27 protein-coding genes and 1 pseudogene are annotated in these 24,574 nt (G+C 60.8%); 8 read left to right on the top strand and 20 right to left on the bottom strand.

What is annotated here, in order from left to right; all coding sequences use genetic code 11:
• Nucleotides 1-180: 180 nt before the first annotated feature.
• The 3 genes from WDJ60_RS15330 to WDJ60_RS15320 all read left to right on the top strand — a co-directional run bounded on the left by WDJ60_RS15330 (nt 181) and on the right by WDJ60_RS15320 (nt 4,129).
• Nucleotides 181-2,076: a methyl-accepting chemotaxis protein gene (locus WDJ60_RS15330; RefSeq protein WP_340101500.1), complete on the top strand. Its 1,896-nt coding sequence runs from the start codon at nt 181-183 to the stop codon at nt 2,074-2,076.
• Between the two features lie 476 nt (nt 2,077-2,552).
• Nucleotides 2,553-3,671: an MFS transporter gene (locus tag WDJ60_RS15325; RefSeq protein WP_417750465.1), complete on the top strand. Its 1,119-nt coding sequence runs from the start codon at nt 2,553-2,555 to the stop codon at nt 3,669-3,671.
• Nucleotides 3,672-3,739: 68 nt separating this feature from the next.
• Complete coding sequence (locus WDJ60_RS15320) at nt 3,740-4,129, top strand: CopG family ribbon-helix-helix protein (RefSeq protein ID WP_340101498.1); 390 nt, start codon at nt 3,740-3,742, stop codon at nt 4,127-4,129.
• Between the two features lie 29 nt (nt 4,130-4,158).
• On the opposite strand, the gene WDJ60_RS15315 is transcribed toward WDJ60_RS15320, so the two are convergent.
• The 13 genes and pseudogenes from WDJ60_RS15315 to phnG all read right to left on the bottom strand — a co-directional run bounded on the left by WDJ60_RS15315 (nt 4,159) and on the right by phnG (nt 13,081).
• A complete protein-coding gene (locus WDJ60_RS15315) occupies nt 4,159-4,542 on the bottom strand; it encodes a DUF7475 family protein (RefSeq protein ID WP_340101497.1) in 384 nt (127 codons plus the stop codon).
• Nucleotides 4,543-4,701: 159 nt separating this feature from the next.
• A complete protein-coding gene (locus WDJ60_RS15310; RefSeq protein WP_340101495.1) occupies nt 4,702-4,953 on the bottom strand; it encodes a hypothetical protein in 252 nt (83 codons plus the stop codon).
• Nucleotides 4,943-5,187: pseudogene (locus tag WDJ60_RS15305) on the bottom strand (ISNCY family transposase); the annotation flags it as partial. The pseudogene WDJ60_RS15305 and the gene WDJ60_RS15310, both read right to left, overlap by 11 nt.
• A 36-nt stretch (nt 5,188-5,223) precedes the next feature.
• A complete protein-coding gene (locus WDJ60_RS15300; RefSeq protein WP_340101493.1) occupies nt 5,224-5,619 on the bottom strand; it encodes a hypothetical protein in 396 nt (131 codons plus the stop codon).
• Between the two features lie 91 nt (nt 5,620-5,710).
• Nucleotides 5,711-6,382, bottom strand: coding sequence for an HAD family hydrolase (locus WDJ60_RS15295; protein ID WP_340101491.1), 672 nt, complete (start codon nt 6,380-6,382; stop codon nt 5,711-5,713).
• Nucleotides 6,375-7,181, bottom strand: a complete 807-nt coding sequence (locus WDJ60_RS15290; protein WP_340101489.1) for a sugar phosphate isomerase/epimerase family protein — start codon at nt 7,179-7,181, stop codon at nt 6,375-6,377. The genes WDJ60_RS15295 and WDJ60_RS15290 overlap by 8 nt, the downstream gene beginning before the upstream one ends.
• On the bottom strand, nt 7,178-8,341 hold the full coding sequence (locus WDJ60_RS15285; protein WP_340101488.1) for an alpha-D-ribose 1-methylphosphonate 5-triphosphate diphosphatase: 1,164 nt from the start codon (nt 8,339-8,341) through the stop codon (nt 7,178-7,180). The genes WDJ60_RS15290 and WDJ60_RS15285 overlap by 4 nt, the downstream gene beginning before the upstream one ends.
• Entirely contained in the window at nt 8,338-9,075 is a 738-nt protein-coding gene (locus WDJ60_RS15280) for a phosphonate C-P lyase system protein PhnL (RefSeq protein WP_340101487.1), read from the bottom strand. Before WDJ60_RS15280 ends, WDJ60_RS15285 begins: the two co-directional genes overlap by 4 nt.
• Nucleotides 9,072-9,902, bottom strand: a complete 831-nt coding sequence (locus tag WDJ60_RS15275; RefSeq protein WP_340101485.1) for an ATP-binding cassette domain-containing protein — start codon at nt 9,900-9,902, stop codon at nt 9,072-9,074. The genes WDJ60_RS15280 and WDJ60_RS15275 overlap by 4 nt, the downstream gene beginning before the upstream one ends.
• Nucleotides 9,899-10,975, bottom strand: coding sequence for an alpha-D-ribose 1-methylphosphonate 5-phosphate C-P-lyase PhnJ (locus WDJ60_RS15270; protein WP_340101484.1), 1,077 nt, complete (start codon nt 10,973-10,975; stop codon nt 9,899-9,901). Before WDJ60_RS15270 ends, WDJ60_RS15275 begins: the two co-directional genes overlap by 4 nt.
• Nucleotides 10,968-12,098 (bottom strand): carbon-phosphorus lyase complex subunit PhnI, encoded by a 1,131-nt coding sequence (locus tag WDJ60_RS15265; protein ID WP_340101483.1) that lies wholly within the window; start codon nt 12,096-12,098, stop codon nt 10,968-10,970. Before WDJ60_RS15265 ends, WDJ60_RS15270 begins: the two co-directional genes overlap by 8 nt.
• On the bottom strand, nt 12,099-12,641 hold the full coding sequence (gene phnH, locus WDJ60_RS15260; protein ID WP_340101481.1) for a phosphonate C-P lyase system protein PhnH: 543 nt from the start codon (nt 12,639-12,641) through the stop codon (nt 12,099-12,101).
• Entirely contained in the window at nt 12,638-13,081 is a 444-nt protein-coding gene (gene phnG, locus WDJ60_RS15255) for a phosphonate C-P lyase system protein PhnG (protein WP_340101480.1), read from the bottom strand. Before phnG ends, phnH begins: the two co-directional genes overlap by 4 nt.
• A gap of 226 nt (nt 13,082-13,307) precedes the next feature.
• On the opposite strand from phnG, the gene WDJ60_RS15250 reads away from it, so the two are divergent.
• Genes WDJ60_RS15250 through WDJ60_RS15235 form a run of 4 tightly spaced genes read left to right on the top strand, consistent with a single transcriptional unit; the run spans nt 13,308 to nt 16,849 of the window.
• Entirely contained in the window at nt 13,308-14,336 is a 1,029-nt protein-coding gene (locus WDJ60_RS15250; RefSeq protein ID WP_340101478.1) for a PhnD/SsuA/transferrin family substrate-binding protein, read from the top strand.
• A 19-nt stretch (nt 14,337-14,355) separates the two neighbouring features.
• A complete protein-coding gene (locus WDJ60_RS15245) occupies nt 14,356-15,165 on the top strand; it encodes a phosphonate ABC transporter ATP-binding protein (protein WP_340101477.1) in 810 nt (269 codons plus the stop codon).
• Nucleotides 15,162-16,193: a phosphonate ABC transporter, permease protein PhnE gene (phnE, locus tag WDJ60_RS15240; protein WP_340101476.1), complete on the top strand. Its 1,032-nt coding sequence runs from the start codon at nt 15,162-15,164 to the stop codon at nt 16,191-16,193. The genes WDJ60_RS15245 and phnE overlap by 4 nt, the downstream gene beginning before the upstream one ends.
• Nucleotides 16,190-16,849 (top strand): DapH/DapD/GlmU-related protein, encoded by a 660-nt coding sequence (locus WDJ60_RS15235; protein ID WP_340101473.1) that lies wholly within the window; start codon nt 16,190-16,192, stop codon nt 16,847-16,849. Before phnE ends, WDJ60_RS15235 begins: the two co-directional genes overlap by 4 nt.
• 11 nt (nt 16,850-16,860) lie before the next feature.
• Here WDJ60_RS15235 and WDJ60_RS15230 read toward each other — a convergent pair whose 3' ends face one another.
• Entirely contained in the window at nt 16,861-17,766 is a 906-nt protein-coding gene (locus tag WDJ60_RS15230; protein WP_340101472.1) for a helix-turn-helix domain-containing protein, read from the bottom strand.
• Between the two features lie 187 nt (nt 17,767-17,953).
• Between WDJ60_RS15230 and WDJ60_RS15225 the strand changes: the two genes are divergently transcribed.
• The gene (locus WDJ60_RS15225) at nt 17,954-18,970 is read left to right on the top strand and encodes a phosphate uptake regulator PhoU (RefSeq protein ID WP_340101471.1); all 1,017 of its coding nucleotides are present in this window, start codon (nt 17,954-17,956) and stop codon (nt 18,968-18,970) included.
• A 91-nt stretch (nt 18,971-19,061) separates the two neighbouring features.
• Here the strand turns inward: WDJ60_RS15225 and WDJ60_RS15220 are convergent, their stop codons facing one another.
• From WDJ60_RS15220 to WDJ60_RS15195, 6 genes are all read right to left on the bottom strand, one after another.
• Nucleotides 19,062-20,312, bottom strand: a complete 1,251-nt coding sequence (locus WDJ60_RS15220; protein ID WP_340101470.1) for an MFS transporter — start codon at nt 20,310-20,312, stop codon at nt 19,062-19,064.
• A 12-nt stretch (nt 20,313-20,324) separates the two neighbouring features.
• Nucleotides 20,325-21,173 (bottom strand): arsenite methyltransferase, encoded by an 849-nt coding sequence (locus tag WDJ60_RS15215; RefSeq protein ID WP_340101469.1) that lies wholly within the window; start codon nt 21,171-21,173, stop codon nt 20,325-20,327.
• Nucleotides 21,166-21,543 (bottom strand): ArsR/SmtB family transcription factor, encoded by a 378-nt coding sequence (locus WDJ60_RS15210; protein WP_340101468.1) that lies wholly within the window; start codon nt 21,541-21,543, stop codon nt 21,166-21,168. Before WDJ60_RS15210 ends, WDJ60_RS15215 begins: the two co-directional genes overlap by 8 nt.
• Before the next feature lie 48 nt (nt 21,544-21,591).
• Complete coding sequence (locus WDJ60_RS15205; protein WP_417750464.1) at nt 21,592-22,719, bottom strand: aminotransferase class V-fold PLP-dependent enzyme; 1,128 nt, start codon at nt 22,717-22,719, stop codon at nt 21,592-21,594.
• Between the two features lie 146 nt (nt 22,720-22,865).
• Entirely contained in the window at nt 22,866-23,561 is a 696-nt protein-coding gene (locus WDJ60_RS15200; RefSeq protein WP_340101466.1) for an EamA family transporter, read from the bottom strand.
• A 197-nt stretch (nt 23,562-23,758) separates the two neighbouring features.
• The gene (locus tag WDJ60_RS15195) at nt 23,759-24,568 is read right to left on the bottom strand and encodes an inositol monophosphatase family protein (RefSeq protein ID WP_340101465.1); all 810 of its coding nucleotides are present in this window, start codon (nt 24,566-24,568) and stop codon (nt 23,759-23,761) included.
• Nucleotides 24,569-24,574: the final 6 nt, after the last annotated feature.

Below are 24,574 nucleotides of genomic sequence, written 5' to 3'. Positions count from 1 at the left end.
ACTTATGTGATAAACCATAGCAAACCATGCTATGGGTCGCAGGAAAGCGAATGTAATTGGTAATAATCCAACTGGATGGGGAAACTGGGGCACGTCCAGTCAGTGGGTGTACGGCTGTGGGACAAGTATCGGAACGGTGGGGAGAGACAATCTCTCGTCAGCCAGCACGGGTGGTGACCGATGAGCGGTGACGAATCCGAGACGGAGGAGCCAAACGTTGCAATTCGGGCTTTGCAGACAGTTACCCCGCGGACAGTTCGGAAGAGCTTCGCGGTCAAGTTCGGGCTGGTCTTGATGATAATGGCCATCTCGATCGGTGGCATCGGGCTCGCAGCGACCGATACGATTTCACAACAGACCGAAGACAGAACCGAACAGCAGTTCGAAAACAGCGCAGCACAGCAGGCGAACACCGTCGAGGAGTGGGTACAGAACAAGCGGCTGATGACGCAACTGTACTCGACCGAACGAGACTGGTCTGGGTCTGATACAGCTGGTCTGACGACCTCTCTGACATCCATTGAGACCGAACGCGAGGAGATCGTCGCAATGCACCTCATCGACAACGAGACCGAGGGGCCGTCAGTTACTGCAAGCACGGCACTCCAGTCCGGTGAGCGGTTGACGACAAACGGCCCACGGGGATTTTTTGAGACGGACCAGAATCGACTCGATTCACTCGACGCGAGCGGCGTCTATCTGAGCGATACGTACGAGGTCGACGGGGAACAGGTCGTCGGCTTCGTGAGTAAGACGAACACCGGTCTCGACCAGACCCGGTACCTCTTCGTCGAAGTGTCTATCGACGAAGTCCGGTCGAGTTTGGGGTCGACTGGGCCACAGACGTCTGAAGTCGTCGACGAATCGTCGTACATGGTCATGGTCAGCGACGATCCGAGCCAGACGCTACAGCCGTATTCGACCAACGACGAATCACGCGAACCGATTCAACGGGCAACTGCACTCAGAGATACAAATAACGCGTCGGGAGTCATCCCGCAGATGGACGCAGACCCGGAGGTCATCGATGAGGCGTACACCGTCGGGTACGCGCCCGTCGAGGGCACCGACTGGGTCGTTGTCACGCAAGCCCCACGTAGTAGCGTGTTCGGGTTCGTTCAGGCAATCTCGAACTGGGGGCTGTTCGCAACGATCGGCGCGGTCTTGCTCATCGGAATCACCGGAACCGCGCTCGGATACAGCACATCGACGGCTATCGACCGCCTGACCAGAAAGACCGAGCGGATGCGTGAAGGCGACCTCGAAACGACGTTCTACACCTCGCGAATCGACAATATCGGGCGGCTCTACGATGGGTTCGCGGAGATGCGTGATTCGCTCAAAGAGCAGATCAACGAGGCCGAGCGAGCCAGAAAGGAGGCCGAGGTTTCCCGTGCAGAGGCACTTGAGATGAGCAACTACCTCCAGGAGAAGGCCGAGGAGTACTCCGAGATTATGCAGGAGTGTGCGGCGGGTGACCTCACCCAGCGGATGTCACAGGACGGCGAAAACGAGTCGATGGACCGCATCGCCAGCGAGTTCAACGACATGATCGAGGAACTCGAAAAGACGACCGGCCAGCTCAAATCCTACGTCGACGAAGTCGAAACAGCCGGCGCAGAAGTCGAACAGAGCGCCACGACGGTCCGAAAAGCGAGTGAACAGGTCGCCGAATCCATCCAGAAAATCGCAGTCGATGCCGAAGACCAGAAAGAACGGCTTCAGACGATCTCCGAAACGATGGACGATATCGCCGGCGAACTCGAACGGTTCGCTGACCAGCATCCTGAAACCGATCTCGGTGACGAACTCGACAGTATTCAGGATATCGCGGGTGAAATAAACGAGATCGCAGAGCTGAGCGAAGAGACGCAGTCGGAGACGGACAACGTGAGCGCAGCGGCCGAAGAGCAGGCTGCAGAACTGAACGAGGTGTCCGAGCGAGCCAACGACTTGCAACGGTACGCCCAGCCGCTCCGTGATATTCTCGACCGCTTCGAGACCGAAGCCGAACACGAGTTCGTCTTTTCCGTCGGTCCGACCGGCAGCGCCAATCAAGCAATGGACGAGGATTGATACCGGTTAGACTGCCGTTGTAGGGTCAAAGCCGGCACCTGTGACTGATCACGCTCCTCCGGCTGCCGGAATACAGCTGCTGAACGTTAGTACATGACTTCGGACGCTCTTGGGGTGGGAACTTCCAGAACTGAAGCGAGTGCAATCGAGGGTGGCTGAATTAAAATCGGGGTATAGAGCGTCTATGGTAGGCACATTCGACTGAGTCGTTCAGCGGAAACTGTCTCAGACCGCTCAGTAAACGGGTATTCTTGTTGCACTACCAATCATACGGTCGGGCGCTGAATAACAGCGCTAATTGTTCGGAGTAGCCGTATTACGAGATTCCAAACAAATCATAACAAAACATCCATTTCGCCAGAATAGCCATCGTCAATATGGTTCCATTCTGGAGTTTGTCTGATCTACCTCCGGCGAGTGTTCTGAAGTACTATCTCTACAAATCGACCAAGGCCGTCGAGTTTTACCGCCCGATCATGTATCTCTTCTTTCTCGCCCAGGGGCTCAACTTCACGCAAATCGCCATCCTCGAAGCGATATACAATCTGACGACGCTGCTGGGTGAAATTCCGACGGGGTACATCGGTGACCGTGTCGGTCGGCGTAACAGCCTTCTAACCGGAACCGCGCTCATTTCACTCACACTGCTTGGCATCGGAGTGTCCAGTTCGTTCTGGGCGCTCGCGGCGTTGTACGTCTGCTGGTCGATGGGCTACAACTTCCGCTCGGGAAGCGAAGATGCCTGGCTGTACGATACGCTCACCGACGACCTCTCCGAAGACCAGTTCGCGCACGTCCGTGGACGTGGCGAATCCGTCGCACTGGCGATCGGTGCTGGAGCGGCTATTATCGGAGGGTATCTTGGAAGTATCGACCTGTCGTATCCCTGGTTCGTCGCTGCCGCGGTCACGGCAGTCGGCGTGGTCGTTCTCCTGACGATAGACGAGCCCGAGACCTACGAACGAACCGATACCACGGAATTGAGCTTTCGTCGCACACTTTCGATCGTCCAACAGACCATTTCACAGCGGAATATACGGGCGTTCGTGCTCTATTATTACGTTCTCTACGCAGCGGTGACGTATCTGGTGTTCGTGTTCCTCCAGCCGATCTTCGAGACGGTCGTCCTCGACTTCGGTGTCTCGCAGTCGCAGGTAAGATCACTGCTCGGGTGGTTCTACGCGGCGTACAGTCTCTTCGGTGCCGGACTGAGCTACTACACCGGAGCGATTCGTGACCGTCTGGGACTGCGGACGTGGTTTCTGTGGCTGCCCTTCGTCGTGGGCGGTGCGCTGGTGGGAATGTATTTCGTCCCCGTTCTTGCCCTGCCGACGTTCCTGCTGATCCGCGGACTCTCCGACGTGACACGGTCGTTCGCCAGTCAGTACATCAACGACCGCATCGAGACGATGGGGCGTGCGACTGTGCTGAGTGCGATGGCGATGGTCAGCGGACTCGCCGTCGTTCCGTTCCAACTGGGGAGTGGCGTGATCTCCGACGTCGTCTCCCCCCTGTTCGCACTCGCTGTGGCTGGTGTCGTCCTCGTCGTTAGCTCGGCTGGGATCTTGCTCTGGGAGGCACCCATCGAGGGATAGCGACTTTTACTGTCGACTCGCGGAGAGAATACTCGGAACTCTTGTACGAGCACCCCAAACAGCACTCGATGCGAACGAGTTTCAACATCCCAGATGCGGTCATAGAGGAGTTCGATCAGGTCTGGCAAGACGAGGGACTCGACAATCGGTCACGAGCGGTTCGTGAGGCCATGCAGGAGTACATCGAGTCGCATTCTCGACTCGAAGATCTCAGCGAGAACGTTATCGCGCTCGTCGCCTTCGACTACCGCCATCACGAGGTGATCGGGGAACTCCACGGTATCCAACACGACTATCAGGACGTAATTCTCAACACGAGTCACACGCACCAGGGGGAGTGGTGTCTCGAGTCCTTGTTCTGCCAGGGGACCAGCGAACGCGTTCGGGAATTAACTTACCGGCTTCGTGACTTCGACGGCGTGAATCGGGTGAAAATTATGGTGATTCGGGATAACTGAGCGCGTAGACATCCCGCGAATCGGGTTGCTCAGTCCGCTGCTGTTGCCGTGTCTCCGGCCGACTCGGACGGCGTGTTCAGATAGAGATATATCAACACGAGTATCAACACGACCTGAACCGCCTTGTCGACGTAGTCGACTACCCCGTACTCCGACTTGACTACGAGCCAGATTGGAATTTGGACGGCCGTATACGGAATCCCGATCAGGTAAAGCAGCCGTCGCCGGTAGTCGAGGAAAAAGAGCACAAGTGCACCGGCGTAGCCGACGCCCGCGAGTGCAACGGGGATTCGTCCCTCAACGACACCAGCATACACGTGGAGAATCCCAGTGACGACGACTAACGCGACTGCCAGCCACTGGAGTTGGCTGAGTGACCCTATCCGGCTCGCTGATCTATTTTGTACATTCATCACAATATTACTTCGTGCTGGTTAGCAGATAAGGACTGTTATTATCCGACCCCAAATTTCATCATACGCCACTCATCAAGTATTATCCCGGCTTCTCAATCACGTGGCTGTAGCTACGCTTTTGCCCAGAAAAGACAATTCATCACACAACTGATTCGGTCAAGCGTACTGACTATACACTGAGAAGTCGGTCTCACCTTCCACGTTCTCGGGATTTAGAGCGGCTACAAACGAGGAATCAGATAAGTCAACGAAATCTGAATGATTTTCAACCGAGACTAGTGTATACTCTCTGTCCTGACCAGGACCCGCTCCGTAGTCCATGGAAAATACCACAGAGATAGCCGAATACCCCCAGTGCTGTGGCTCACCAAGGGCAATCCGAGCCTTGATTCTGGCGTCAGTCGACATCGCGAAGAGAGTGACCAACCGCTCTGACGAACGTCTTAGCTGTACCGACTGGCGGTGTGCGAATCTCACGACCAAGTCCCGCTTTCACCAGAACGTCGGTGAGTCGCCAGAGATTGTAGAGCACCGCCGTGAACCTGAAACTGAACAACCGAACTCGTAGTCTTTCGAGGAGCTTTCCAGTAGGACGGATTTCAACGACTTGTACTGGTTCTCGATATCCCAGCGCCGGCTATATAGTAACCGTTGCGCACTTAAATAAGGGGTGTCGATTCATTCGGTAACCCACTCACTTTCGAGCGTGTAGCGGGCTACGTCGTCAACGTCGACTGCGAGTTTAAATTCCATATCGATCGACTCCCCGACACCTACCTGGTTCATTACTTCGCGACCTGATTGATAGAGTGTCTCGCCGGCGCTATCCGAGAACAGACAAACGACTTCTGGGACCGGGGCGTCCGGTGTGATTGGCTCGCTCCCTTCGTTCGTTGCTGTCACATCGACAACGATTCGGGTCCCCGAAAGCGTTCCCTGTGTTTCGTAGTCGTGTGAGAACGTGAGCGGTGTGTCGTTGGAGCCCACCTCACCGTCGACTCTGGACCCAGAACAACCGGCAAGTGATAGCACACCGCCCCCAGCGAGCGTCCTGAGTACTGTTCGTCGGTTCATACGCCTACCCGGAACAGTCTCAGCATGAACCTACCGTCCGTAGAGTCCGTACTTGATCGAACATTGGTGGTTGATAGCACGACTCTCTCCGTCAGTGTTGCTCGGTCAGTCTTTCCACGAGCGATCTGAGGTCGTGTACCTCTGCCGTCGGTTCAACCGACAGCGTCGCATCTGCGCAGTGTTCTCGGCGGAGAAAGACCGAGTCGAGACCGGCGTTGTGGGCTGCGAGCACGTCCGTCTCGGAGTCGCCGACGTACAGCGCATCACTCGCATCCAGGTCTGCCAATGCACGTTCGATGTAGTACGGCTCGGGTTTGCGGTTGGCCGCGCCCGCAAGCGTCGGCTGCCTGCCGTATGCAGTCTCGAAATACTCTAGCTCGTGATGGACGAGCAGAAACTCGATCGTCGCGTGTTGATTGTTGCTGACGACGCCGAGGGGCACTGCGAGGTGTTCGAGCGCCGCGATGTCGTCGTAGACCTGTTTCCCGCCGTCGCGGACGTGCGTCTGCTGGGCGAGAGCGACGGTCAACTCGCGGTAGTGCCAGAGCGCCTCTGGATCGAGTCCGTGCTCCCGGGCCGTTTCGGTCGGGACTGTGCTGTCTTCGACGGTCTGCCGTGCAACGGACCGGTCGATTTCGACCCCGAAGGATTCAAACGCACGTCGAACCCCATCGACGATCACGTCCTGCTCGGTCGGTTCGACCAGCACGCCGTCGTTGTCGAAGATGACGGCGTCGTAATCGTCTGCCAATTCCTCACTCATGTGCTGTCAGCTCCGTTTTGGGCGGTGAGATTTCGGTGCCGACACTCGTCGCCAGGTCCCCGAGAGATTTCATCTCGAAGACGAACCGCTCCGCGGGGATTGCCTCCACGAATGAATCGTAGTCCGGCAGCGGCCTGTGCTGGTCGGCAGCGCCATCGTTGTCGTGCAGGTGGCAGACTTGGATTCTGTGGCCAAACTCCTCGACGAAATCGCGCCAGTCCTCGCCGTTGACCTTCGCGTGACCCACGTCCAGGGTCACTCCGAGGTACTCAGGGGTCACGTCGACGGTTTCGAGCATCGCTGCGAGATCAGTCGGTGTCGTGGTGTACCGCTGCTTCTGTTCGTCGATCGGCTGGTTCTCTAAACAGAGCGGCACGCCAACAAGTTGTGCGTACTCGGCACACTCGGCGAGCGAGCGAAGCGCGGCCTCCTTCGAGCTGTCACGGACCCACGTTGGGTAGCGTCTCGGAACCGAGCCGCCGTGGACGACGACCGCCTCGGCACCGGCGTCGGCGGCGTCGTCGAGTGTTCGCTTGACGCGGTCGACGGAGCCGTTCCGGACTGTTTCGTCGTAGCTACCGATGTTCCAGTCTCGGAACGGCGCGTGGTAGGTGAGGGTGACGCCGTACCGGTCAGCCAGGTCTCGAACGTCGGTGGGTGAGGGGGTGTTCGGGTGGCCAGCGAGGTATTCGCGTTTGAACTCGACGTGGTCCAGTCCGAGGTCGGTGACATACTGCATGAACTCCTCGACAGTCGCGCCAAAGCGGATGTCCATCGCCGCGCCGACGCTCGGCATCATCGGTCACCTCGGCTGGCGCGGTAAACCGGCTCGCCTGCAACCAGCGCGCGGGCAACCGTCGGCGTCGGTTCACGGTCGACGACGAGCAGGTCGGCCCGTCTCCCGACTTCAACCCGACCGCGGTCGTCGAACCCGAGTGCGTCAGCTGGGTTGGCACTGACGCGCTTGACGCGTTCCGAGAGGGGTTCGCCGGTGTCGACGAACGCCCCCGCCAGCAGCGACGGCGGGTGGTAGTCGGCGACGAGGGTGTCGACGACGCCGGCCTCGATGGCCTCGGCCGTCGAGAGGTTGCCCCACTGGCTCTCCCCGCGAACGAGATTTGGCGCGCCCATCGCGGTTGTCATGCCGAGTTGAGCGGCGCGTTCGGCGGTCTCTAGCGTGATGGGGTACTCCGTGATATCCACACCGGCGTCGGCTAACCGCTCGACTTCCGCGGGATTCTCGTCGTCGTGCGAGGCCGTCACTGCGCCGGCCTCGTGGGCGGCCTCGACAATCTCGTCGACGCGCTCGCGCAGCGTCGCCATCGAGATGCTAGTCCGCTCTTCGATCATCTCCTCTGCTTCCTCGGCCGAGTGTTCGCTGGCGTTCTCGTAGTACTGTTTGAACGCCTCGACATCGCGGAACTGGCCCTTGCCGGGGATGTGGCTCATCACCGAGACGAGGTCGGCGTCGCCGTTCTCGACGACTTCGAGAACCGCGTCGACGCAGCGTCTCTGGGTAACTTCACAGCGGGCGTGCAGGCGGTGGTCCACGAGGAGGTCGTCGGCGGCGGTGATCGCCGCCGTCAGCGTCGCTGCGAGTTCCGGCGACCGGCCGGCCTCCTCGTCGAGCTCGAAGGAGATGGCGTGGAACTTCGTCGTGATTCCGGCCGCGACGTTCGCCCGGTCGGCCGAGGCCAGCGCCATCGGCAGCGCCATTCGCGCCCCGGAGCGGGGATGGAGGTGATTCTCGATATCGTCTCCGTGGATGTCGATAAGACCCGGCAGGACCAGCCGGCCGTCGGCGTCGATCACGGTGTCGGCGTCGCCGTCGATGTCCCCGATTTCGACGACCCGCTCGCCCTCGACTCGGACGCCACCGTCGATCACAGCGTCGGGTGTGACGACGCGGCCACCGACAACGGCCACGCTCTCCTCGGCCGTCTGTGCGGTCGAACTCATCCGAGCATCACCTCCTCGTTGTAGGACTCGATCGGGACGACACGCTGGAGGCCCCCCTCGTCGAGGACAAGGACCCGGTCGGCGACGGCCTCGACAACGTCGGTGTTGTGGAAGACGCCGACAACAGTCGTCTCCGAACCGAGATACGTCGAGAGGAGGTCGATGGCTGCCTGCCGAGTCTCGGGGTCGAGCGCGCTGGTCGGTTCGTCCAGCAACAGCAGTTCCGGTTTGGGTGCGAGCGCCTGTGCGAGATTGACCCGTTGACGTTCGCCGCCAGAAAACGTCGCGGGATACGCCTCCCATAGCTGTTCGGGTACCGACAGCGCGGCCAGCAACTCGCGGGCATGGTCGCGTGCTTCCTCGCGATCAGCCCCCTGTTCGACCAGTGGCCGAGCAACAACGTCGACCGCCGGGACGCGGGGAATCTCGTCGAGAAACTGCGAGGTGTAGCCGATAGTAGTACCACGCAGGTCGATGACCGTTCGGTCGGGACAGGCGGCCAGATCCACGTCGCCGTCGGGGCCGTGGTAGACGACCTCACCTGCGGTCGGGTCGTAGGTTCGGTACAGGCATTTCAGCAGTGAGGACTTGCCGCTACCGGACTCTCCGACGACCGCGAGGAACTCGCCGTCGCGGACGTCGAACGATACGTCATCGAGCCCGACGACTTTCGTGTCGCCGAGCACGTGCATGTCGAAGGTCTTCGAGAGACTGTCGACGGCCAGGACTGTCATATGACTGAATTGATGAGTGTCTGCGTGTATTCGTGGTGCGGGTCTTCCATGACGCGGTCGGTGAGGCCGGACTCGACGATGCGACCGTGACGCATGACGAGCGTCCGGTCGGCAAGCAGACGCACGACGCTCAGATCGTGTGAGACCACGATGGCGGCGACGCCCTCCTCGCGCTGGACGCGTCGGAACATATCCAGCACGCGGGCCTGGACGCTCACGTCGAGGCCGGTGGTCGGCTCGTCCAACACGATCAGGTCAGGGTCGGTCGCCAGCGCGCGGGCGATCTGAACCCGGCGCTGCATCCCGCCGGAGTAGGTACTGGTGGGATCGTCCATCCGGGCCAGCGGGATCTCCGTCGCCTCGAAGAGCGTCCGGACGCGTTCGCGGACATTCTCGTAGGATCGATGGCCGGCCGAGAGCAACTTCTCCGCGACGTTGCCGCCACCGGTGAACTCCAGGTTCAGCCCGTCGCGGATATGCTGGTGGACGAGCGCAATCTCGCCGGTGCGGAGCGCATGCCGGGTCTCGTAGTCGACGTCGAGCAGATTGCCGTCGTGACCCGTGTAGCGCACCTCGCCGGCGGTCGTGGCGTCCTCGTCGCGCTCCAGGGCCAGCAGTTCCGCGAGACTGGACTTGCCGGAACCGGACTCGCCGACAATCCCGAGCACCTCTCCCGCTTCGACGCTGAGGTCGGCCTCGGCACAGGCGACGACAGTGCCGCAGTGTGGGCACTGGTTGGTCCCCGCGTGGTCGCCGGTCGACTCCACACAGCGTGGACAGCCCGGCCCGTACCGTGTCTGCAGATCTTCGGCTTCGAGCAGGGTCATTCCTCGACACCTCCCTGTTCTGTCGTCGGTTCGCCATCCGGCGTCTCCGGCCCCCAGTCGACCCCCTCGCGGTCGAGGTGGTGATCTTTCGGGAGGTCCGGGTTCTCGCGCCGCTTTTGACAGAAGCTCGAATCGTTGCAGGCGTAGCGCGTCTCGAAGCCGTCTGCATCGGCTGATTCCTCGGAAACCTCGACGAGGTAGGTGTCGGTCGAGCCGCAGGCGTGACAGGCCTGCTCGGGGAACCGTTCGACGGTGAACTCCCGATCCTCGAAGGCCAGCGGTTCGACTGCGGTGTGAGGCGGAACGGCGTAGATACGAGCCTCGCGGCCAGCGGCCAGAACGGTGAGATGGTCGGCGTCGTCGAGTTTCGGCACGTCCCACCGCGGGATCGGCGACGGGTCCATCAGGTAGCGGCCGGCGACCATCGTCGGGTACCGGGAGGCGATGTTGATCTCGCCGTACTCGACGACGTTCTCGTAGAGGTGGACCCACATTTTCCCGTAGTTCTTGTGGGCGTGTCGCCTGCGGTTAGCGGCGTCCGAGGGGTCGACCTTTCGGAGCGCGTCGGTGATCGGCACCTGCAAGACGAGTCGCTGCTCCGCTGTCAGCACCTCTTCGGGGATGCGGTGGCGGCTCTGGATCAGATCGGCGTCGGTCGTGTCGGTCGTCGTCGTCACCTCTGCGGTGGTCTCCGCCAGCCGGCGGATATTGGCAGCGTTGACGCTCTCGTCGGCCCCCTGATCGATCACTTTGAACCGGTCGTCGGGACCGAGCAGCGACAGCGAGGCCTGGATGCCGCCGGTCCCCCAGCCCCGGGCCAGCGGCATCGGTCGGGAGGCGTACGGGACCTGGTGACCTGGGATGGCGACGGCTTTCAGCATCGAGCGCCGAACCTCGCGTTTGGTGTGTTCGTCTAAGTACGCGTAGTTGTACCCCGTCAGACCGTCGTCGGTGAGCGATTCGAGAGCGGCGTCGACGGAGTCGGTCGGGAGGGCCGTTCCTCCGTCATGGGGTGTGTCGTCGAACGATTGATCGCCGGACGATACGTTCTCAGTCGTGGTGTGGTCAGTCATCGTCACTGGCTCCTGTGGCTGTCGGCTCGGCGGGCTGTTTGGTAGATGCGACATCGCTGTCCTCGGTCGCCCCGTGGCGTTCCCTGATCGAGCGGATGCGATCCAGAATCGACTGGAAGGTGACGTAGTGTGGCAGTTTGAGGTGCTCGATAAACCCGAACGAGTCCATCCCGTCGATCGTATCGAGGACGAACTCGGGGTTTTCGGCCGGCTCATCCTCGCTGTCGAGCTGGATCGAGGCGTCGAGGACGGTCATCCCGATGGCCTTGCGTTCGTTGCGGCCGAAGGTCAGGCCGTAGCCGAAGGCGAACTGCGGTTCCGTTCGTTTCTCGTACACGGGGACGACGGCTTCGGACTCGGTGACCGCAGTGTGGGTGACTGTCACTTCCTCGTCGGTGTAGGGGTGGTCGATCCAGACCGGCAGACGTCCGACCCTGACCTCCGCGAGCGTCGGGTGGACCTGGCCGTAGCCCCGCAGTGCGGAGTAGCCCAGGGCGGTCACTGCACCCGTCTCACCGCGGGCCAGTTCCTGCAGCACCGCATCGCGGGCGGGGGGATGTGTCACCGACTCACGGGTGGTGTCGGTGGGTTCGTCGACGGTTGTTTCGTCCGGCTCGTGCAACAGCCCCTCCTCCCGGAGCAGTTCCGTCACGTTGGTCAACGCTTCTGGGTCACCCTCGTCGTCGAGGTCCCAGTCGGCGGTTGGGTCCGAGGTGTGCCCGTCGAGGAGGTCGAAATCCAGCAGTCGCTGGGTGTAATCTTTCGTCGCGCCGAGGATCTGCCCGCCGGGGACGTCCTTGAAGGCTGGCGAGACGCGTCGGCTGGCGATCATCTCACTCGGCTCGACCGTGGCCGTCTCGTCGTACCGCTCTAGCGTCGAGCGATACGCTCTGAGCAGGAAGGCCGCTTCGACGGTGTCTCCCTGAGCCTGCTTGACCGCGAGTGCGGCCAGTCGAGGGGCGTAGAGTCCCCCCTCGCTCATCGCCTGTCCGGTGAGACGGCCGAGCTGGCCTTCGATCTGATCGACGGCCAGTTCTTCGTCCTCGTTGACTCGCTGTTTCTCGAACAGTTGCTCGGCGCGTTCGATAATCTCTTCCCCGGCGGTAACCGCGACGTACCCCATTCAGGCCACCTCCAGTTGGACCGAGCGCGGGAGAGCGGCCACACGGTCCGCTGTGGTGAAAATCACATCGACACCGCGCGGGTAGTCCGCCTGTGCCGTCGCGATGGCGGACAGTTCAGATTCCGGCAGCCCGACTGACAGCGCCGCGGTGCCATCGACACCAGGACCGGAAAGCGTCACTGTGGCTCCTGTCGCGTCATCGTCGAGTGTGTCGACACGATAGACGACGGTCGCCCCGTCGCTGGGCTCGACCAGCGAGCCGCGCTTGCACTCCCGGATGTCCCAGCCCGCGTGCTCGCGTGCGTGGACGATATCTGCTTCATCCCGGGGCGCGGTATCGAGTCGGCCCTGATCGGAAAGCGCCCCCCGGAGACTGCCGTCGTCAGTCGCCAGAGTTACCTCGTGATCGACGAGCGTCGTTACGACAGCGTGGTCGGCAGGTGTTGCGACGGTGTGGACAGTCCCTGGTCGGCTCATCGCCGACAGGAGGCCGTCGAACGTTTGTCGGGTGTCGTGAACCGGATCGATACCGAGCGCTCTCACTGCTGGTCCTCCATTGTCTGGAACTCGACGGTGGTGTGTTTGCTCTCGGCCCACTCCGTCCGTCGTTGCGCGCGGCGTCTGTCGGCCACCTTCTCTAGACCGGCGATGATTGCTGGCATTTCCTCGTGTTCCCCCGCGACGGCGGCGTCGACGATCGCTCCCGAGAGCGCACCGCGTTCGGCCTTGCCCGGCAGCATAGCGAACCCGCGTGCACCGTCGAGTTCTACCTCTGCGGGCGTCACAAGTACCTCACCGAGATTGAACGGTCGGCGCTGAACTGGTTCCCGGACCCGTTGCATCAAAAGCTGTGGCCGGGGCTCCTGGCGGACCGACAGCGGTGGATCGTCTTCGAGCACGTCGTTTGCGAACCCGGCGAGTGTCGCCTCCTCGCAGGCGGCGATCAACTCGAACCGGTCGGATCTGTCGTGTGGATCAACCATACAGTCAGCCGAAACACATCCCAACGTCTGCATAACAGTTCTCTCGGTACTCTCGATTGCTTGCGCGTCGTGGGGGTTCGTTCCCCGGCCGAAAAAAGAAGGTACGGACGAGTACAGACTGACAAATCTCGTCGTGGTGTCGACCCGTCGCTCTCGATGCTGGAGACAGACGCTTCGGACACTAGACAGCTAATCGTTATTGGGTCTCTTCGGCAGCACTCAGGTGATGCCTACCAAACAGAACGAGGATCGATCCGGGGTATCGACACCGAACAACAGCCGCGAAAAAAACTCGGTCGGGCGACGGAAGTTCATCGCCGGGAGTGTCGGAGCTGCGCTCAGTGTCGGCCTCGCAGGCTGTGGCGGCGTTCTCGGGGGAGGAACCAGTGACGAAAACACCGTGACGATGCTACTGACACCGGGCACACCGGCCGATGCTCGACGACGATATAAACCCGTCCAGAACCTCCTCAACGCCGAAATCGACGGTGCCGAGTTCGAGATGCAGGTTCCGACGGACTACTCGGCGATTCGCCCCGCACTCGAAAGCGAGCAGGCCGAGATCGGAATGGACGACGTGACCGTTCTCTCGAAGCCAGAGCTCATGGATATCTACGGGACGACCGTAACCGGCGGCTCGGCGTTTTATTTCTCGATGATGCTCGTCCAGCCGGATTCCGAGATCGACGAACGAACCGACGTCGAAGGGAAGACCTGGGCTTTCGCCGACCGCCTCTCGACCAGTGGCTCTATTTTCGCACTGTACACGCTGCAAGAGGCCGGGCTCGACATCGGTGGTGCACCGAAGGAACAGCCAAATGATTTCGAGGGCAGCTGGACTGACCATGATCAGGCGCTGCAGCGACTCGGAGAGGGGGAGGCCGACGGCGCGACCACCTGGGGTGGCAACGGCATCCCTCACATTCCGGAAGATACCGAGTTACCAGACCGCGTCAAAGAGAAAAGCTCCTTCCTGGATACGATAGACACCGAATCGCCGAAATTCAAACCGATATGGTGGTCGTTCCCCATCCCGAAACAGCCGATGTACGCCCGCAAGACATGGGAGTCGGACGTGAAAGAAGAGGTCGGGGAAGTACTCCGCAACTCGACGCAAGAAAAGATCGAACAGCACTACCCCGACGATTACAACGAAGAAGAGCTCCCGTTCACGACGCTGAGTGACACCTCAATCGATGATTACGAGCCGGTTATCAAGCGCATGAACGCCGTCGGCATCGATCCCTCGTCGTAACTACTCTGAGGATATCATAATGAGTACACTTACTGTTGACGACCTGTCGAAGCAGTACGGAGACGTGACTGCCCTCGACAGCGTGTCCTTCGAGATCGAAGATGAGTTCGCCGTCCTGTTAGGTGAATCCGGCGCGGGCAAGTCGACGCTGCTGCGGTGTGTCAACGGACTGACCGAGCCGACGAGCGGAACAATTGCCCTCGACGGCGAAGCGGTCACTGGCTCCCGGACGGACGTGGGGATGATCTTCCAGCAGCACAACCTCGTCGACGGTGTGTCGGCCTATCTCAACTCCCTGACGGGGTCACTCAACCGGGTCTCGATGCTCCGGAGTTGGCTGCAGTGGCAGTCCCAGGAAGACAAACTGCGCGCGCTAGAGGCGCTCGAGACAGTCGGCCTCCTCGACGAAAGTCACCAGCGCGTCTCACAGATGTCCGGCGGCCAACAGCAACGGGTCGGCATCGCCAGAGCACTCGTGCAGGATCCACGGCTGTTGCTGGCGGACGAACCCGTCGCCAGTCTGGACCCTTCGAGCGCCGAGACGGTGATGGGCTATCTCCGCAAGGCCGCCGAGGAACACGACGTGACTGCCCTGGTCAGCCTCCATCAAGTGAATATCGCCGCCCACTTCGGCGACCGGTTCATCGGGCTGCGAGACGGTCAGAAGTTGTTCGACGTCGGCCGTGATGAGCTCACGCCGGAACTGATCGACGATCTGTACGGGAGCGTCGAAACGGTCGGACTCGCCGATCAGAAGGAAAGCGCCGAGGAAATCATCGAGGAGATCGAGAGCACCTCGGTCGAAGAGACCCAGGAGGTCGAAGTATGAGCACGCCACCCTCGAAAGACGGCTCTCTTGCGACGTATTTCGGTTACGGCGAGATCGGGGACTCCCCGGCCGAGCAGAAGCTCCAGGATATGAAACGCCGCAAGACGCGGCGACGAGTCTGGGTACTTGCCGGGCTCATCGGGACGTACCTGCTCTTTTACGCCAGCCTGTTGGTCATCGAGTTCAATCTCGCCGAGCTAGTCGGCCAGTTCGGTCAGTTCCGTGAAGCGCTCGCTGGCTACTTCCCGCCGACGACGTACTTCGGGATTCCGTTCATCGACCTGGGGGCGTACGCGAGTTTCATCATCGAGGAGAATCTGATTCTCTCCATCGAGGGCGGGCAGATCGTCTGGGGCGCGATGTTCGTGACGATGGCCGTCGCCTTCGCCGGAACGGTGCTCGGACTGCCGTTGGCGCTGTTTTTCGGCGTGATGTCGAGCGAGCGTGTCATCCCGTACCCGTTCAACTTCATCTTCCGCGGGACGATGAGCCTGATCCGTGCGATTCCGGGACTGGTCTGGTTTCTCATCCTCATCCCGCTGGCCGGTGTCACGCCGTTCACCGGTGCGCTGGCGATCATGGTCGACACTACGGGGTATCTCGGACGACTGTTTACCGACGAACTCGAAGAGATCGAAGACGGGCCGATCGAGGGAATCCGCTCGACCGGGGCGAGCCGGTCGCAGATCGTCTCCTTCGGCATGCTGAGTCAGGTGTTCCGGCAGTTTATCGCCTGGATCGCCTTCGACCTCGAACACAACGTCCGGGCGGCGATCGGGCTGGGCATCATCGGTGCCGGCGGGCTCGGTCTGGAACTGTACGTCCAGCGCCAGACGTTCAATTACACCGAAATGATGGCCTGCATTATTCTGATCTTCCTGCTGGCTGGCTCGGTCGAACTGATCAGCCAGCGAGTGCGGTCGGCACTGCGCGAGGACGATACCGTCGAAAAAACCGGCATCCTCGAAACGATGGCTAACGTGCCGAAAAACATTCTCTCCTCGACGATGGGTCGACGGGGCCGATGACCTACTACGAAGCGTACGGGCCGGACCGGACGCACGGTCTCGGTCCGGACCCCACGCTGCACGACCCTGTCTCGATCACCGAGAGCGAACTCGGCGCGTGGACAGAACTTCACCAACACGCGCGGCTCCACGAATCCACGATCGGCGATTACACCTACCTGATGGAACGTGTACAGCTCGATTACACAACCATCGGGAAGTTCGGCAGCGTCGCAGCCGACGCCAGACTTGGCCCGACGAACCACCCGATCGATCGCCCGACTGCCCACCATTTCACCTACCGGGCGGGTGCGTACGATCTCGGTGATGACGACGAGTCGATCTTCGAGTGGCGGGCCGATCAGCCGGTCGAAGTCGGTCACGACGTCTGGATCGGCCACGGGGCGATCGTCCTTCCCGGCGTCACCATCGGCAACGGTGCGGTCGTCGGTGCCGGTGCCGTCGTCGCCGAGGACGTCGATCCGTACACTGTCGTCGCTGGAGTTCCAGCCGAACCGATCCGGCGGCGGTTCCCCGAAGCGGTCGCCGCTCGCATCGAGGCCACCGAGTGGTGGCACTGGGATCACGCAACGCTGGCTGACCGACTCGACGCGTTCCGTGACCTGGAGACCTTCCTCGACCGGTACGCTCCAGAAAAAATCAACCAGTCTGTCTGAGGGCGATTCCGTTATATTTCGGTGTGATCCGGCCGGAGACCGGAGTGGAGTTGCACCGCCAGTTCGGCGGCGTCGACCCAGTAGTAGATCGTCCGTTCGAGCGCTCGGGTAATCGTCACCAGGTAGCCGTACATCTCTGGGTCGTAGGCCGTTACGAGCTCGAACAGTTCGTCTAGATTCCGGTGGACGCTCTCCTCTTGCTCGCGAAGTTGCTTATGAACGTCGAGTTCGCAGTCGAAGAAGATCCGCGAGAAATACTCGTTGATCTGTGCGCCGGACGTGAAGATGTCGGCCATTCGCTCGCCGACGATCCCGTTCGCGTCGGTCCCCTCCTCGTCGACAACGTCGGCGATGAAACAGGCCCGATCCCCGACGATTTCGAGGTTCGTCGCAATGGTCGAGAGGTCCGCAGCGACGCGGTTTCCCGGCCAGTCTGTTGTCAGTGTGTAGGATTTCAGTTCCGCGAGCACCGCCGAGTAGCGCTCGTTCGTCAGCGATTCCAACGTCTGGGCCGAGCGTTCGACATTCTCACCAAAAAACGCTGCCCTGGCGGCGTCGTACTGGCGCGTTGTCACTGATTCCAGCGGTTCGAGCAACGCCATCACTTCGGTCCCACGATTACCGGTCGTTCCGTTGGCCAAGCCGTCGACAGCGTCGGACCTGTTGCTGTGGAGCTTCGATATTTCACCCGAACTGGCATACAGTTCGCCGTCGTCAACGATGTACCCTTTGCGGACAACATCCTCGGCCTTGAGTTCCTGTAGCAACTCGGAGAGATACTGTTCGGAGATTCCAACGGCTCCCGCCAGTTCCGCCTTCGTCTCCGGTGTTGTCCGTTCGATCGCCTCGATCACCTGGGCGAGCGTCGCGTCACGGCCACCCGTACCGAGCGGGCGTTGCCACGTTCGGTGGAACATATCTGACAGTCTCGACTCCCTGTATTAGGACTGGTCCACAGATTGTCCAGACGGATATATACCGTTTTGAGTGGCGCTTACAGTCAACGGTAACCGCCCGAGTGGTACTGTAAAGATACGTATTGCTCGATATTGAACCGGACCTTTCATATATACCATAATATGTGTCCTCCCACGGCAGTTCTGTATGGAGACCCGAAAAGTGCAGCTCTCGGGAGGAACGACATACACAGTGTCGCTTCCGAAGTCGTGGGCGGAGGAACAGGGTATCGACGCTGGCTCGTCGCTCTCGCTATATCCGAACGGCGACGGGTCGTTACTGGTCGAGCCGGAGGGTGACCGGTCGACCGAGACACTGTCAACGACCGTAGACGTCTCGACCGACTCTGAGAACGCAATCAGACAGCGGATTCACGCCCTCCACGCCGTCGGCTACGATACGGTGACACTGGTCGACAAGGCCGGCCACTCTGCGGACCACCGCAAGGTCGTCGAAGACACGGTCGCTACCCTCTCGGGATTCGAGTTACTCGAAGCGAACGAGACCAGGATTCGGTTGCAAAACCTCATCGACGCCGAGAACGTCGATATTCGTAAGTCCGCCCTCAGGCTACGCCTCGTGATGCTCGGGATGCACCGTGATGCTGTAACTGCGGTCCTGACCGACGACGAGACGCTGGCTCGGCGGGTCATCGACCGCGATAACGAAGCCGACAAGCTACTGGAGATGGTGACTCGGCACTTCCGGCGCGCGCTTTCGAACCTCCAAGAAGTCGAGAAACTGGAATACACGCGCGACGAACTGTTCGAGTACTACTACGTCAGCCGGCAGTTCGAGCGCATCGCCGACCACGCAGAGAAGATAGCCCGATTCACCCTCGATCCTGAGGTCACCGTTCCAGCGGATTTCGAGGAGCAGATCGAAACCTTGGCGACGGCATCCAGACAGATCGTCGACACCGCAGCGGACGTAATTCTCACCGACACCGGGATCGAGGGGGCGCAATCGGCGCTTGCCAAACGCGACGAGTTGACCACAGATCTCAGAGCGCTCGACCGGGAACTGTACTCCCACGACGACCCCGCCGAGGCCTACGCCGTCGGTCTCATACTCGACAGCATCCGCCGGACCGGCGAGTACGGAGCGAACGTCGCTCGTATCGCAGTCCAACAGGTTGCACGTGAGTGCGAGTGTTTCGACTGAAATATTTTTTATATTCTTCTGCGAGGTGGTACCGGTGCAGCAACAGACCGAAGCTGACAGAGTTGGTCGAATTGCTGGAGCGATCGGGCGGCTAGTCTGCGGTATCTACTTGCGTTGCCGTTCCGAAGCCTGGTTTAACGGTCGTCCAGAGGAGATAGACCCCGCCAACGCCGAGCAGAGCCCCGATGCCGAGAGTCGGCATTGCAAGCGCGAAACCGCCCGTATCAAGCGCAGCACCGAATAGAACTGGGGAGACGAGTCCGGGGAGCGTGCCAAGAAAAGACTGGACTGACAGTGCCGTTCCGAGTTGGTCATCGTCGACGACGAGCGTGATTGCCGTCGAAGTCGGAGCGCTGTCCATCGTAAGGGCGATTCCGTACCCGAGCACGACGGCAGCGAGTACCGCCAGCGAACCCCAGGCGAGAGCACCGAGCAAGATGGTGACCGCGCCACTGACAGCGAGGGCGACGGCGATAATCTGGAGGCGACCGACGCGGTCGCTCAGCCAGCCGCCGACCAGGTTCCCAATGCCGCCGACAGCCGTGACAAGCCCGGCCAACAGTCCGGCGGTAGCGACCGGTGTCGCCGTCGCACTGACGGCCGCCGTCGACACGAGAAACGCTGGGAGCCAGTTTCGAATCCCGAACAGCTCCCAGTTGTGCGCGCTGTAGACCCCAACGCCGGCGAGGAACGACCGGTTCCGCAGCAAGGAGAGATCGAGCCCACCACCGTCCGACTCCCGGTCAGGATTATCGCGGCCCAGTGCGTACATCAGCGGACCAGCACAGAGCGCAAGCAGGCTCGTGACGACGATGCCGGTTTGCCAGTCAGCACTCGCGGCTATCGAGGACGTCAGCACGAAGGAGAGTCCGCTGCTCACCGAGAAAGTGCCGACGTAAACGCCCATCGCCGTCCCGCGGTTGGCCGCCTCGAACCACTCGCTGATAAATCGCATGCCTGGGGTGTAGACGGCCGCCATGCCGATGCCGCTGAGAAAACGGAGGATAGTCCCGACAAGAACTCCGTCGGCGACTACGCCGAAAGCGAGGCTGGGAACCGCCGCAACCGTCGCGCCGACCGCAATCACTGACCGGGGGGCATATCGGTCAGCGAGTATCCCGAACGGAATCACACCGAGAAGGTATCCAGCCTGGAAGGCCCCGTAGACGACGCCGGCCTGAAACCCGCTCAGTCCCCAGTCCTCGACGACAGTCGGCAGCACCGCCGAGTAGTTGAACCAGAGCAACCCCGATAACAGCAGAGTTGCGCTGGCGACCACCAGCATCCGTACGTTGGGCCGTCTGATCCACCCGTCGCTCGACCGGTCTTCGCGCGCCGCCATCTGTCGTGACGATCAGTCCCGCTCCATCTTCGGTTTCTGCGCCTCGATGGTTGCGCTGACGACGTACTCGCTCATGTCGCGGCGGTCGTCCCACTCGCTGATGAACTCGGCACTGTCGTCTTTCGGTTCGACTCGCACGTCGACGAACCCGGCGTCGTCGAGCAGTTGCTCGATTTCCGCGACGGGTGACGCGCCGGCGACGCAGGCCGCCAGCGAATCCGGGTCGTCTCGGACGGTGTCAGGGAGCGGTGCGGTCAGTACCACGTCCGAGACGGCGAGTCGCCCACCGGGGGCGAGCACCCGAAACGCTTCAGCGAAGACCTGGCCTTTCGCCGGCGAGAGGTTGATGACACAGTTCGAGATGACGACATCGACACAGGCGTCGGCTACAGGCAGGTGTTCGATCTCCCCGAGTCGGAACTCGACGTTCGTCGCGTCATTTTTCGCGACGTTTTCGCGGGCCTTTTCGATCATCTCGGGCGTCATGTCGACGCCGATGACCCGGCCCTCCTCACCGACTTCACGAGCGGCGAGGAAGCAGTCGAACCCGGCCCCCGAACCCAGATCGAGAACCGTCTCGCCGGGTTCGAGGTCGGCGATGGCCTTGGGATTTCCGCACCCGAGGCCGAGGTCTGCACCGTTAGCGACAGCCTCGATGTCCTCAGTGGAGTACCCGAGTTGCTCGCTGTCTGTCCCGGTCGAATCATCGCAACAGTCGCCATCGTTCCCTGCTGTGTCAGAACAGCAGGAATTCCCGCCGTCGTCGGTTGCGATATCGGCATACCGGTCCCGGACCAGACGGCGCTGAGCGTCGGCGTCGCCGTCGGGTGAGGGATCCTCGGAAGTCGGTGTTTCACTCATCGTTCGTTCTGAGAGCGTCAAGCGTGTCCAGCAACTGTTCGGCGTCATCGGTCAGCCCGTAGTACCGCCAGGACCCCTCCTTCCGACGGGTTACCAGTCCTGCCGAGTATAGGCGCGAAAGCGCCTGACTAACCGCGCTCTGGCTGATCCCGACTGCAGATTCGAGATCACAGACGCAGACATCGCTCTCGGCAGCACCGATACGACACACCAGTTCGTACCGCGTGTCGTTGCCCAATGCCGAGAGCAACTGCACATCTGCGACCAGATCGTCTTCCTCGACTTCGGGTACACCTGTACAACACGAACTCTCTCTCGTTGCAGCAGACTGTTCGATCTGTGAGGCGGTATCGGGGTCATCTTGACTCATATTAGCAAGTACTAATATAAGTAGAATCTAATATAAAGTTTCCGGTGACTAACGCCCTCGGCGGATGTCGTCATAGACCGAGAGAAACCGGCGGATATCAGACTCAGTATTGAACGCGTGAATCGAGAGGCGGATCGCATTCGGTTCAGCTATCGACCGTACCTGAACGTCGTGTGCAGCTAATTGTTCGACAGTTTGTTCTGGGGCGTCGTCATCGATCGCGATCAGACCGGACTCGAACGGTCGCGGCGACAAGAGTAGTGACGCTGGCAGTTCGTCTTTGAGAAGGGTGGTCAGTGACTCTATCCGAGTTTCGATGGCGTCCACGCCCACCGACGAAACTCTCTCGAGTGCCGTTTGGAGCCCCACGTACGGTGCTGCCGATGTCGTGCCAACTTCGAAACGGCGGGCGTCAGGATGTGGATCGAGCGTCGGCGAGTCCCTATCGACGCCACGATAGCTCACGTGCCTGGGACGTAACTCGGGGATGACATCTTTGGAGACGTACAGGAATCCGGCACCCCAGGGACCGACAAGCCACTTATGACTTGCCGCAGCGACGTACTCCGCTCCCCAGTCGGTCACGTCGATGGGTGTCTGGCCGACCGACTGGACGGCGTCGACGAGAACCTCTGCCCCCGCATCGTGGGCGATCTCGGTGATTTTCGTAACTGGGAGTCTGGTCCCGTAGTTTCGCGAGATGGAACTCACACAGATCAGTCGTGCGTCCGTGACGGCATCCTTCACGTCGTCCAGATCAACGTGGCCGTCTATTGTCTCAATGACACGCGTGTTCACTCCGTTCGCAGCCCACGGAACGATGCTCGCGGGATGTTCAAGATCGGTTCTGACAACCGTGTCACCGGGATTCCACGAGATAGCGTTCGCGACTCGGCTCATGCCGTCACCCGTGCTTTGCGTGAGGGCAATTTCCCCGGACCGGGCGTTCAGAAACTCGGCCACATCTTGCCGTGTCTTGTCGAAAGCGTTGTAGACTTGCGGATACATGCCCGGTTTTCTGGTGGGCGATTCGTAGCCGTGGTACTCGAGGAAGTCCTGCATCGACTCAACGACGTCGACGCTGCTCGGGCTACTCGATCCGGTGTTCAGATACGTGATGTCGTTCGCAGCTGGAATCGCTTCTCTGAACTCACAGAGGTCACTCATCGGGTCCATCTCGCGTTTTATCGGATCTCTTGGCCTGTGAGGCAGTGTCGGCGGCATCTCGACCCATATTAATAATTGCTAATATAAGTAGAATCTAATATATATCTTGTGGTGGCCAGGGAATGGATACTTCCGATTCCGTCCCAACTGGACCGCTATCCAAGCGAAATAAGGACAACTCCGAACACCGCCAGCCCCGCGGCAGTCATGCGGAGGCGGAGTTGTGACTCACCGAGGAGGAGACTGCCGAGAAAGACAGCGACAACGGCCTGTGTGTTAACCACCGGGGAGACGACGCTCGCCGGCAGCGTCTCAAAGGCCACAGCGACGAGGTGCTGGCCGATTACGAGGACGAGTCCAGCGAGTGCGAGTAGTCGACGGTCGACCCACCAGTCGACTGCGTCGCGGTGAGTGAGCGCCGAGGGTGAGAGCAGTGCGGCAACGAGGACGAGCATTGTGAGGACGAACACCTCTGGGGAGATACCGAGCTCTTGCATGCTGACGCGTTTCCCGACATCGACGACGCCGAAGGCAGCCGCACTGGCAAGCGCCAACAGCGCTGCCTTGCTTCGGACCAACTGTCGCAATGGAGCAAGCAGGGAGCCCCGCCGATAGTTGGCGACGTAAACGGCTGCCGTGGCGACGACGATGCCAGCCACCTGCAGTGCCGAGAGCCGCTGGCCGAGCAGCAGAACTTCCAGCGGGAGGACGAAGACGGGGACAATCTTGCTGATCGGGGCGACAAAAGAGACATCGCCGATGGATAGCGCCCGGTAAAACGCAAACAGCGCAAGAGCGGTGAAGCTAGCTGTCCCGAGAAGCACCGCTGCGCCGCGGCAGGGAGGTACCACGCGACGGCGATACCGTAAATCAGCGATATGAACAGCGCTGGCGGATAGTGGCTGAAGTACTGCTTGACACCGACGAGATAGCTCCCGAGGACAAGTACTGCGGCCACCGACAGCAGGAACCCGTTTGTCACGCGGCACTCCATACGGTGTCCGCCGACAGGGTCGTTGTCCCAGGTGTCGTGACAGGGACGGTCACGTTACCGAAGTCCCTTCGCGGCGTCGAGAAGCTCCTCGTGAATCTGGCCGTTTGAGGCTACCATACTATCGCTGTCTACGGTCCAGCGTTCGCCATCGAGATCGGTGACCATGCCGCCAGCCTGTCGGATGAGCTGTACCCCGGCAAGGCTGTCCCACGGGTTCGGCCGCTGTGGCGTCACCGCGCCATCGAGCGCGCCGCGGGCGATCAGCGCGAGCGTCGCCTGTGCGCTGCAGAGACGGACGGTCGTTCCGAACCGTCTGAACATGTCGCCGACGCCGTCACCGTACACTGACCGGTCCCCGTACGTTGGTGGAATGATAGGGGCAACCGTCGTCGACTGTCCCACCGTCCGGTCGCTGACCGAGATAGGGTCGCCATCGAGGAAGGCAGCAGTGTTGTTCGCAGAGTACGTACGGTTGAGCGCCGGCAGGACACTGCAGGCGGCAACCGGCTCGCCGTCGATTGTCGCCGCCACACTGGTGGTCCAATAATGGAGGCCTCGGACGAAATTGAACGTCCCGTCGATCGGATCGATCACCCATGCACGCCCCGTCTCCGGGACAGTCTTTGCGGCATTGTTCTCCTCACCGACAATCGTTGCTGCCGAATCTCGCTCGGTCAACACCTCGACGACTCGTCGCTGTGTCTCTCGGTCGGTCTCGGTCACCACGTCGGCCGGTCCCATCGGTTCGCCGGATTCGCCCTTGTTTTCCAGGTCGAGTTTTGTCTCGAAATTGGACCGTGCGAACTCTGCACCGGTGGTCGCCGCCGCCGCTGCGATCTCCGAAAAGTCGTTTTCCTGTGACATCGCTCT

This window comes from Salinibaculum salinum (genome assembly GCF_037645885.1).
GTDB classification, from domain to species: domain Archaea; phylum Halobacteriota; class Halobacteria; order Halobacteriales; family Haloarculaceae; genus Salinibaculum; species Salinibaculum salinum.
This window is presented reverse-complemented; position numbering and strand designations above follow the sequence as displayed.

Coding starts and splice junctions, on each gene's coding strand:
- WDJ60_RS15330 (WP_340101500.1), top strand. CDS start 181: ATGAGCGGTGACGAATCCGAGACGGAGGAGCCAAACGTTGCAATTCGG.
- WDJ60_RS15325 (WP_417750465.1), top strand. CDS start 2,553: ATGTATCTCTTCTTTCTCGCCCAGGGGCTCAACTTCACGCAAATCGCC.
- WDJ60_RS15320 (WP_340101498.1), top strand. CDS start 3,740: ATGCGAACGAGTTTCAACATCCCAGATGCGGTCATAGAGGAGTTCGAT.
- WDJ60_RS15315 (WP_340101497.1), bottom strand. CDS start 4,542: ATGAATGTACAAAATAGATCAGCGAGCCGGATAGGGTCACTCAGCCAA.
- WDJ60_RS15310 (WP_340101495.1), bottom strand. CDS start 4,953: ATGTCGACTGACGCCAGAATCAAGGCTCGGATTGCCCTTGGTGAGCCA.
- WDJ60_RS15300 (WP_340101493.1), bottom strand. CDS start 5,619: ATGAACCGACGAACAGTACTCAGGACGCTCGCTGGGGGCGGTGTGCTA.
- WDJ60_RS15295 (WP_340101491.1), bottom strand. CDS start 6,382: ATGAGTGAGGAATTGGCAGACGATTACGACGCCGTCATCTTCGACAAC.
- WDJ60_RS15290 (WP_340101489.1), bottom strand. CDS start 7,181: ATGATGCCGAGCGTCGGCGCGGCGATGGACATCCGCTTTGGCGCGACT.
- WDJ60_RS15285 (WP_340101488.1), bottom strand. CDS start 8,341: ATGAGTTCGACCGCACAGACGGCCGAGGAGAGCGTGGCCGTTGTCGGT.
- WDJ60_RS15280 (WP_340101487.1), bottom strand. CDS start 9,075: ATGACAGTCCTGGCCGTCGACAGTCTCTCGAAGACCTTCGACATGCAC.
- WDJ60_RS15275 (WP_340101485.1), bottom strand. CDS start 9,902: ATGACCCTGCTCGAAGCCGAAGATCTGCAGACACGGTACGGGCCGGGC.
- WDJ60_RS15270 (WP_340101484.1), bottom strand. CDS start 10,975: ATGACTGACCACACCACGACTGAGAACGTATCGTCCGGCGATCAATCG.
- WDJ60_RS15265 (WP_340101483.1), bottom strand. CDS start 12,098: ATGGGGTACGTCGCGGTTACCGCCGGGGAAGAGATTATCGAACGCGCC.
- phnG (WP_340101480.1), bottom strand. CDS start 13,081: ATGGTTGATCCACACGACAGATCCGACCGGTTCGAGTTGATCGCCGCC.
- WDJ60_RS15250 (WP_340101478.1), top strand. CDS start 13,308: ATGCCTACCAAACAGAACGAGGATCGATCCGGGGTATCGACACCGAAC.
- WDJ60_RS15245 (WP_340101477.1), top strand. CDS start 14,356: ATGAGTACACTTACTGTTGACGACCTGTCGAAGCAGTACGGAGACGTG.
- phnE (WP_340101476.1), top strand. CDS start 15,162: ATGAGCACGCCACCCTCGAAAGACGGCTCTCTTGCGACGTATTTCGGT.
- WDJ60_RS15235 (WP_340101473.1), top strand. CDS start 16,190: ATGACCTACTACGAAGCGTACGGGCCGGACCGGACGCACGGTCTCGGT.
- WDJ60_RS15230 (WP_340101472.1), bottom strand. CDS start 17,766: ATGTTCCACCGAACGTGGCAACGCCCGCTCGGTACGGGTGGCCGTGAC.
- WDJ60_RS15225 (WP_340101471.1), top strand. CDS start 17,954: ATGGAGACCCGAAAAGTGCAGCTCTCGGGAGGAACGACATACACAGTG.
- WDJ60_RS15220 (WP_340101470.1), bottom strand. CDS start 20,312: ATGGCGGCGCGCGAAGACCGGTCGAGCGACGGGTGGATCAGACGGCCC.
- WDJ60_RS15215 (WP_340101469.1), bottom strand. CDS start 21,173: ATGAGTGAAACACCGACTTCCGAGGATCCCTCACCCGACGGCGACGCC.
- WDJ60_RS15210 (WP_340101468.1), bottom strand. CDS start 21,543: ATGAGTCAAGATGACCCCGATACCGCCTCACAGATCGAACAGTCTGCT.
- WDJ60_RS15205 (WP_417750464.1), bottom strand. CDS start 22,719: ATGGACCCGATGAGTGACCTCTGTGAGTTCAGAGAAGCGATTCCAGCT.
- WDJ60_RS15195 (WP_340101465.1), bottom strand. CDS start 24,568: ATGTCACAGGAAAACGACTTTTCGGAGATCGCAGCGGCGGCGGCGACC.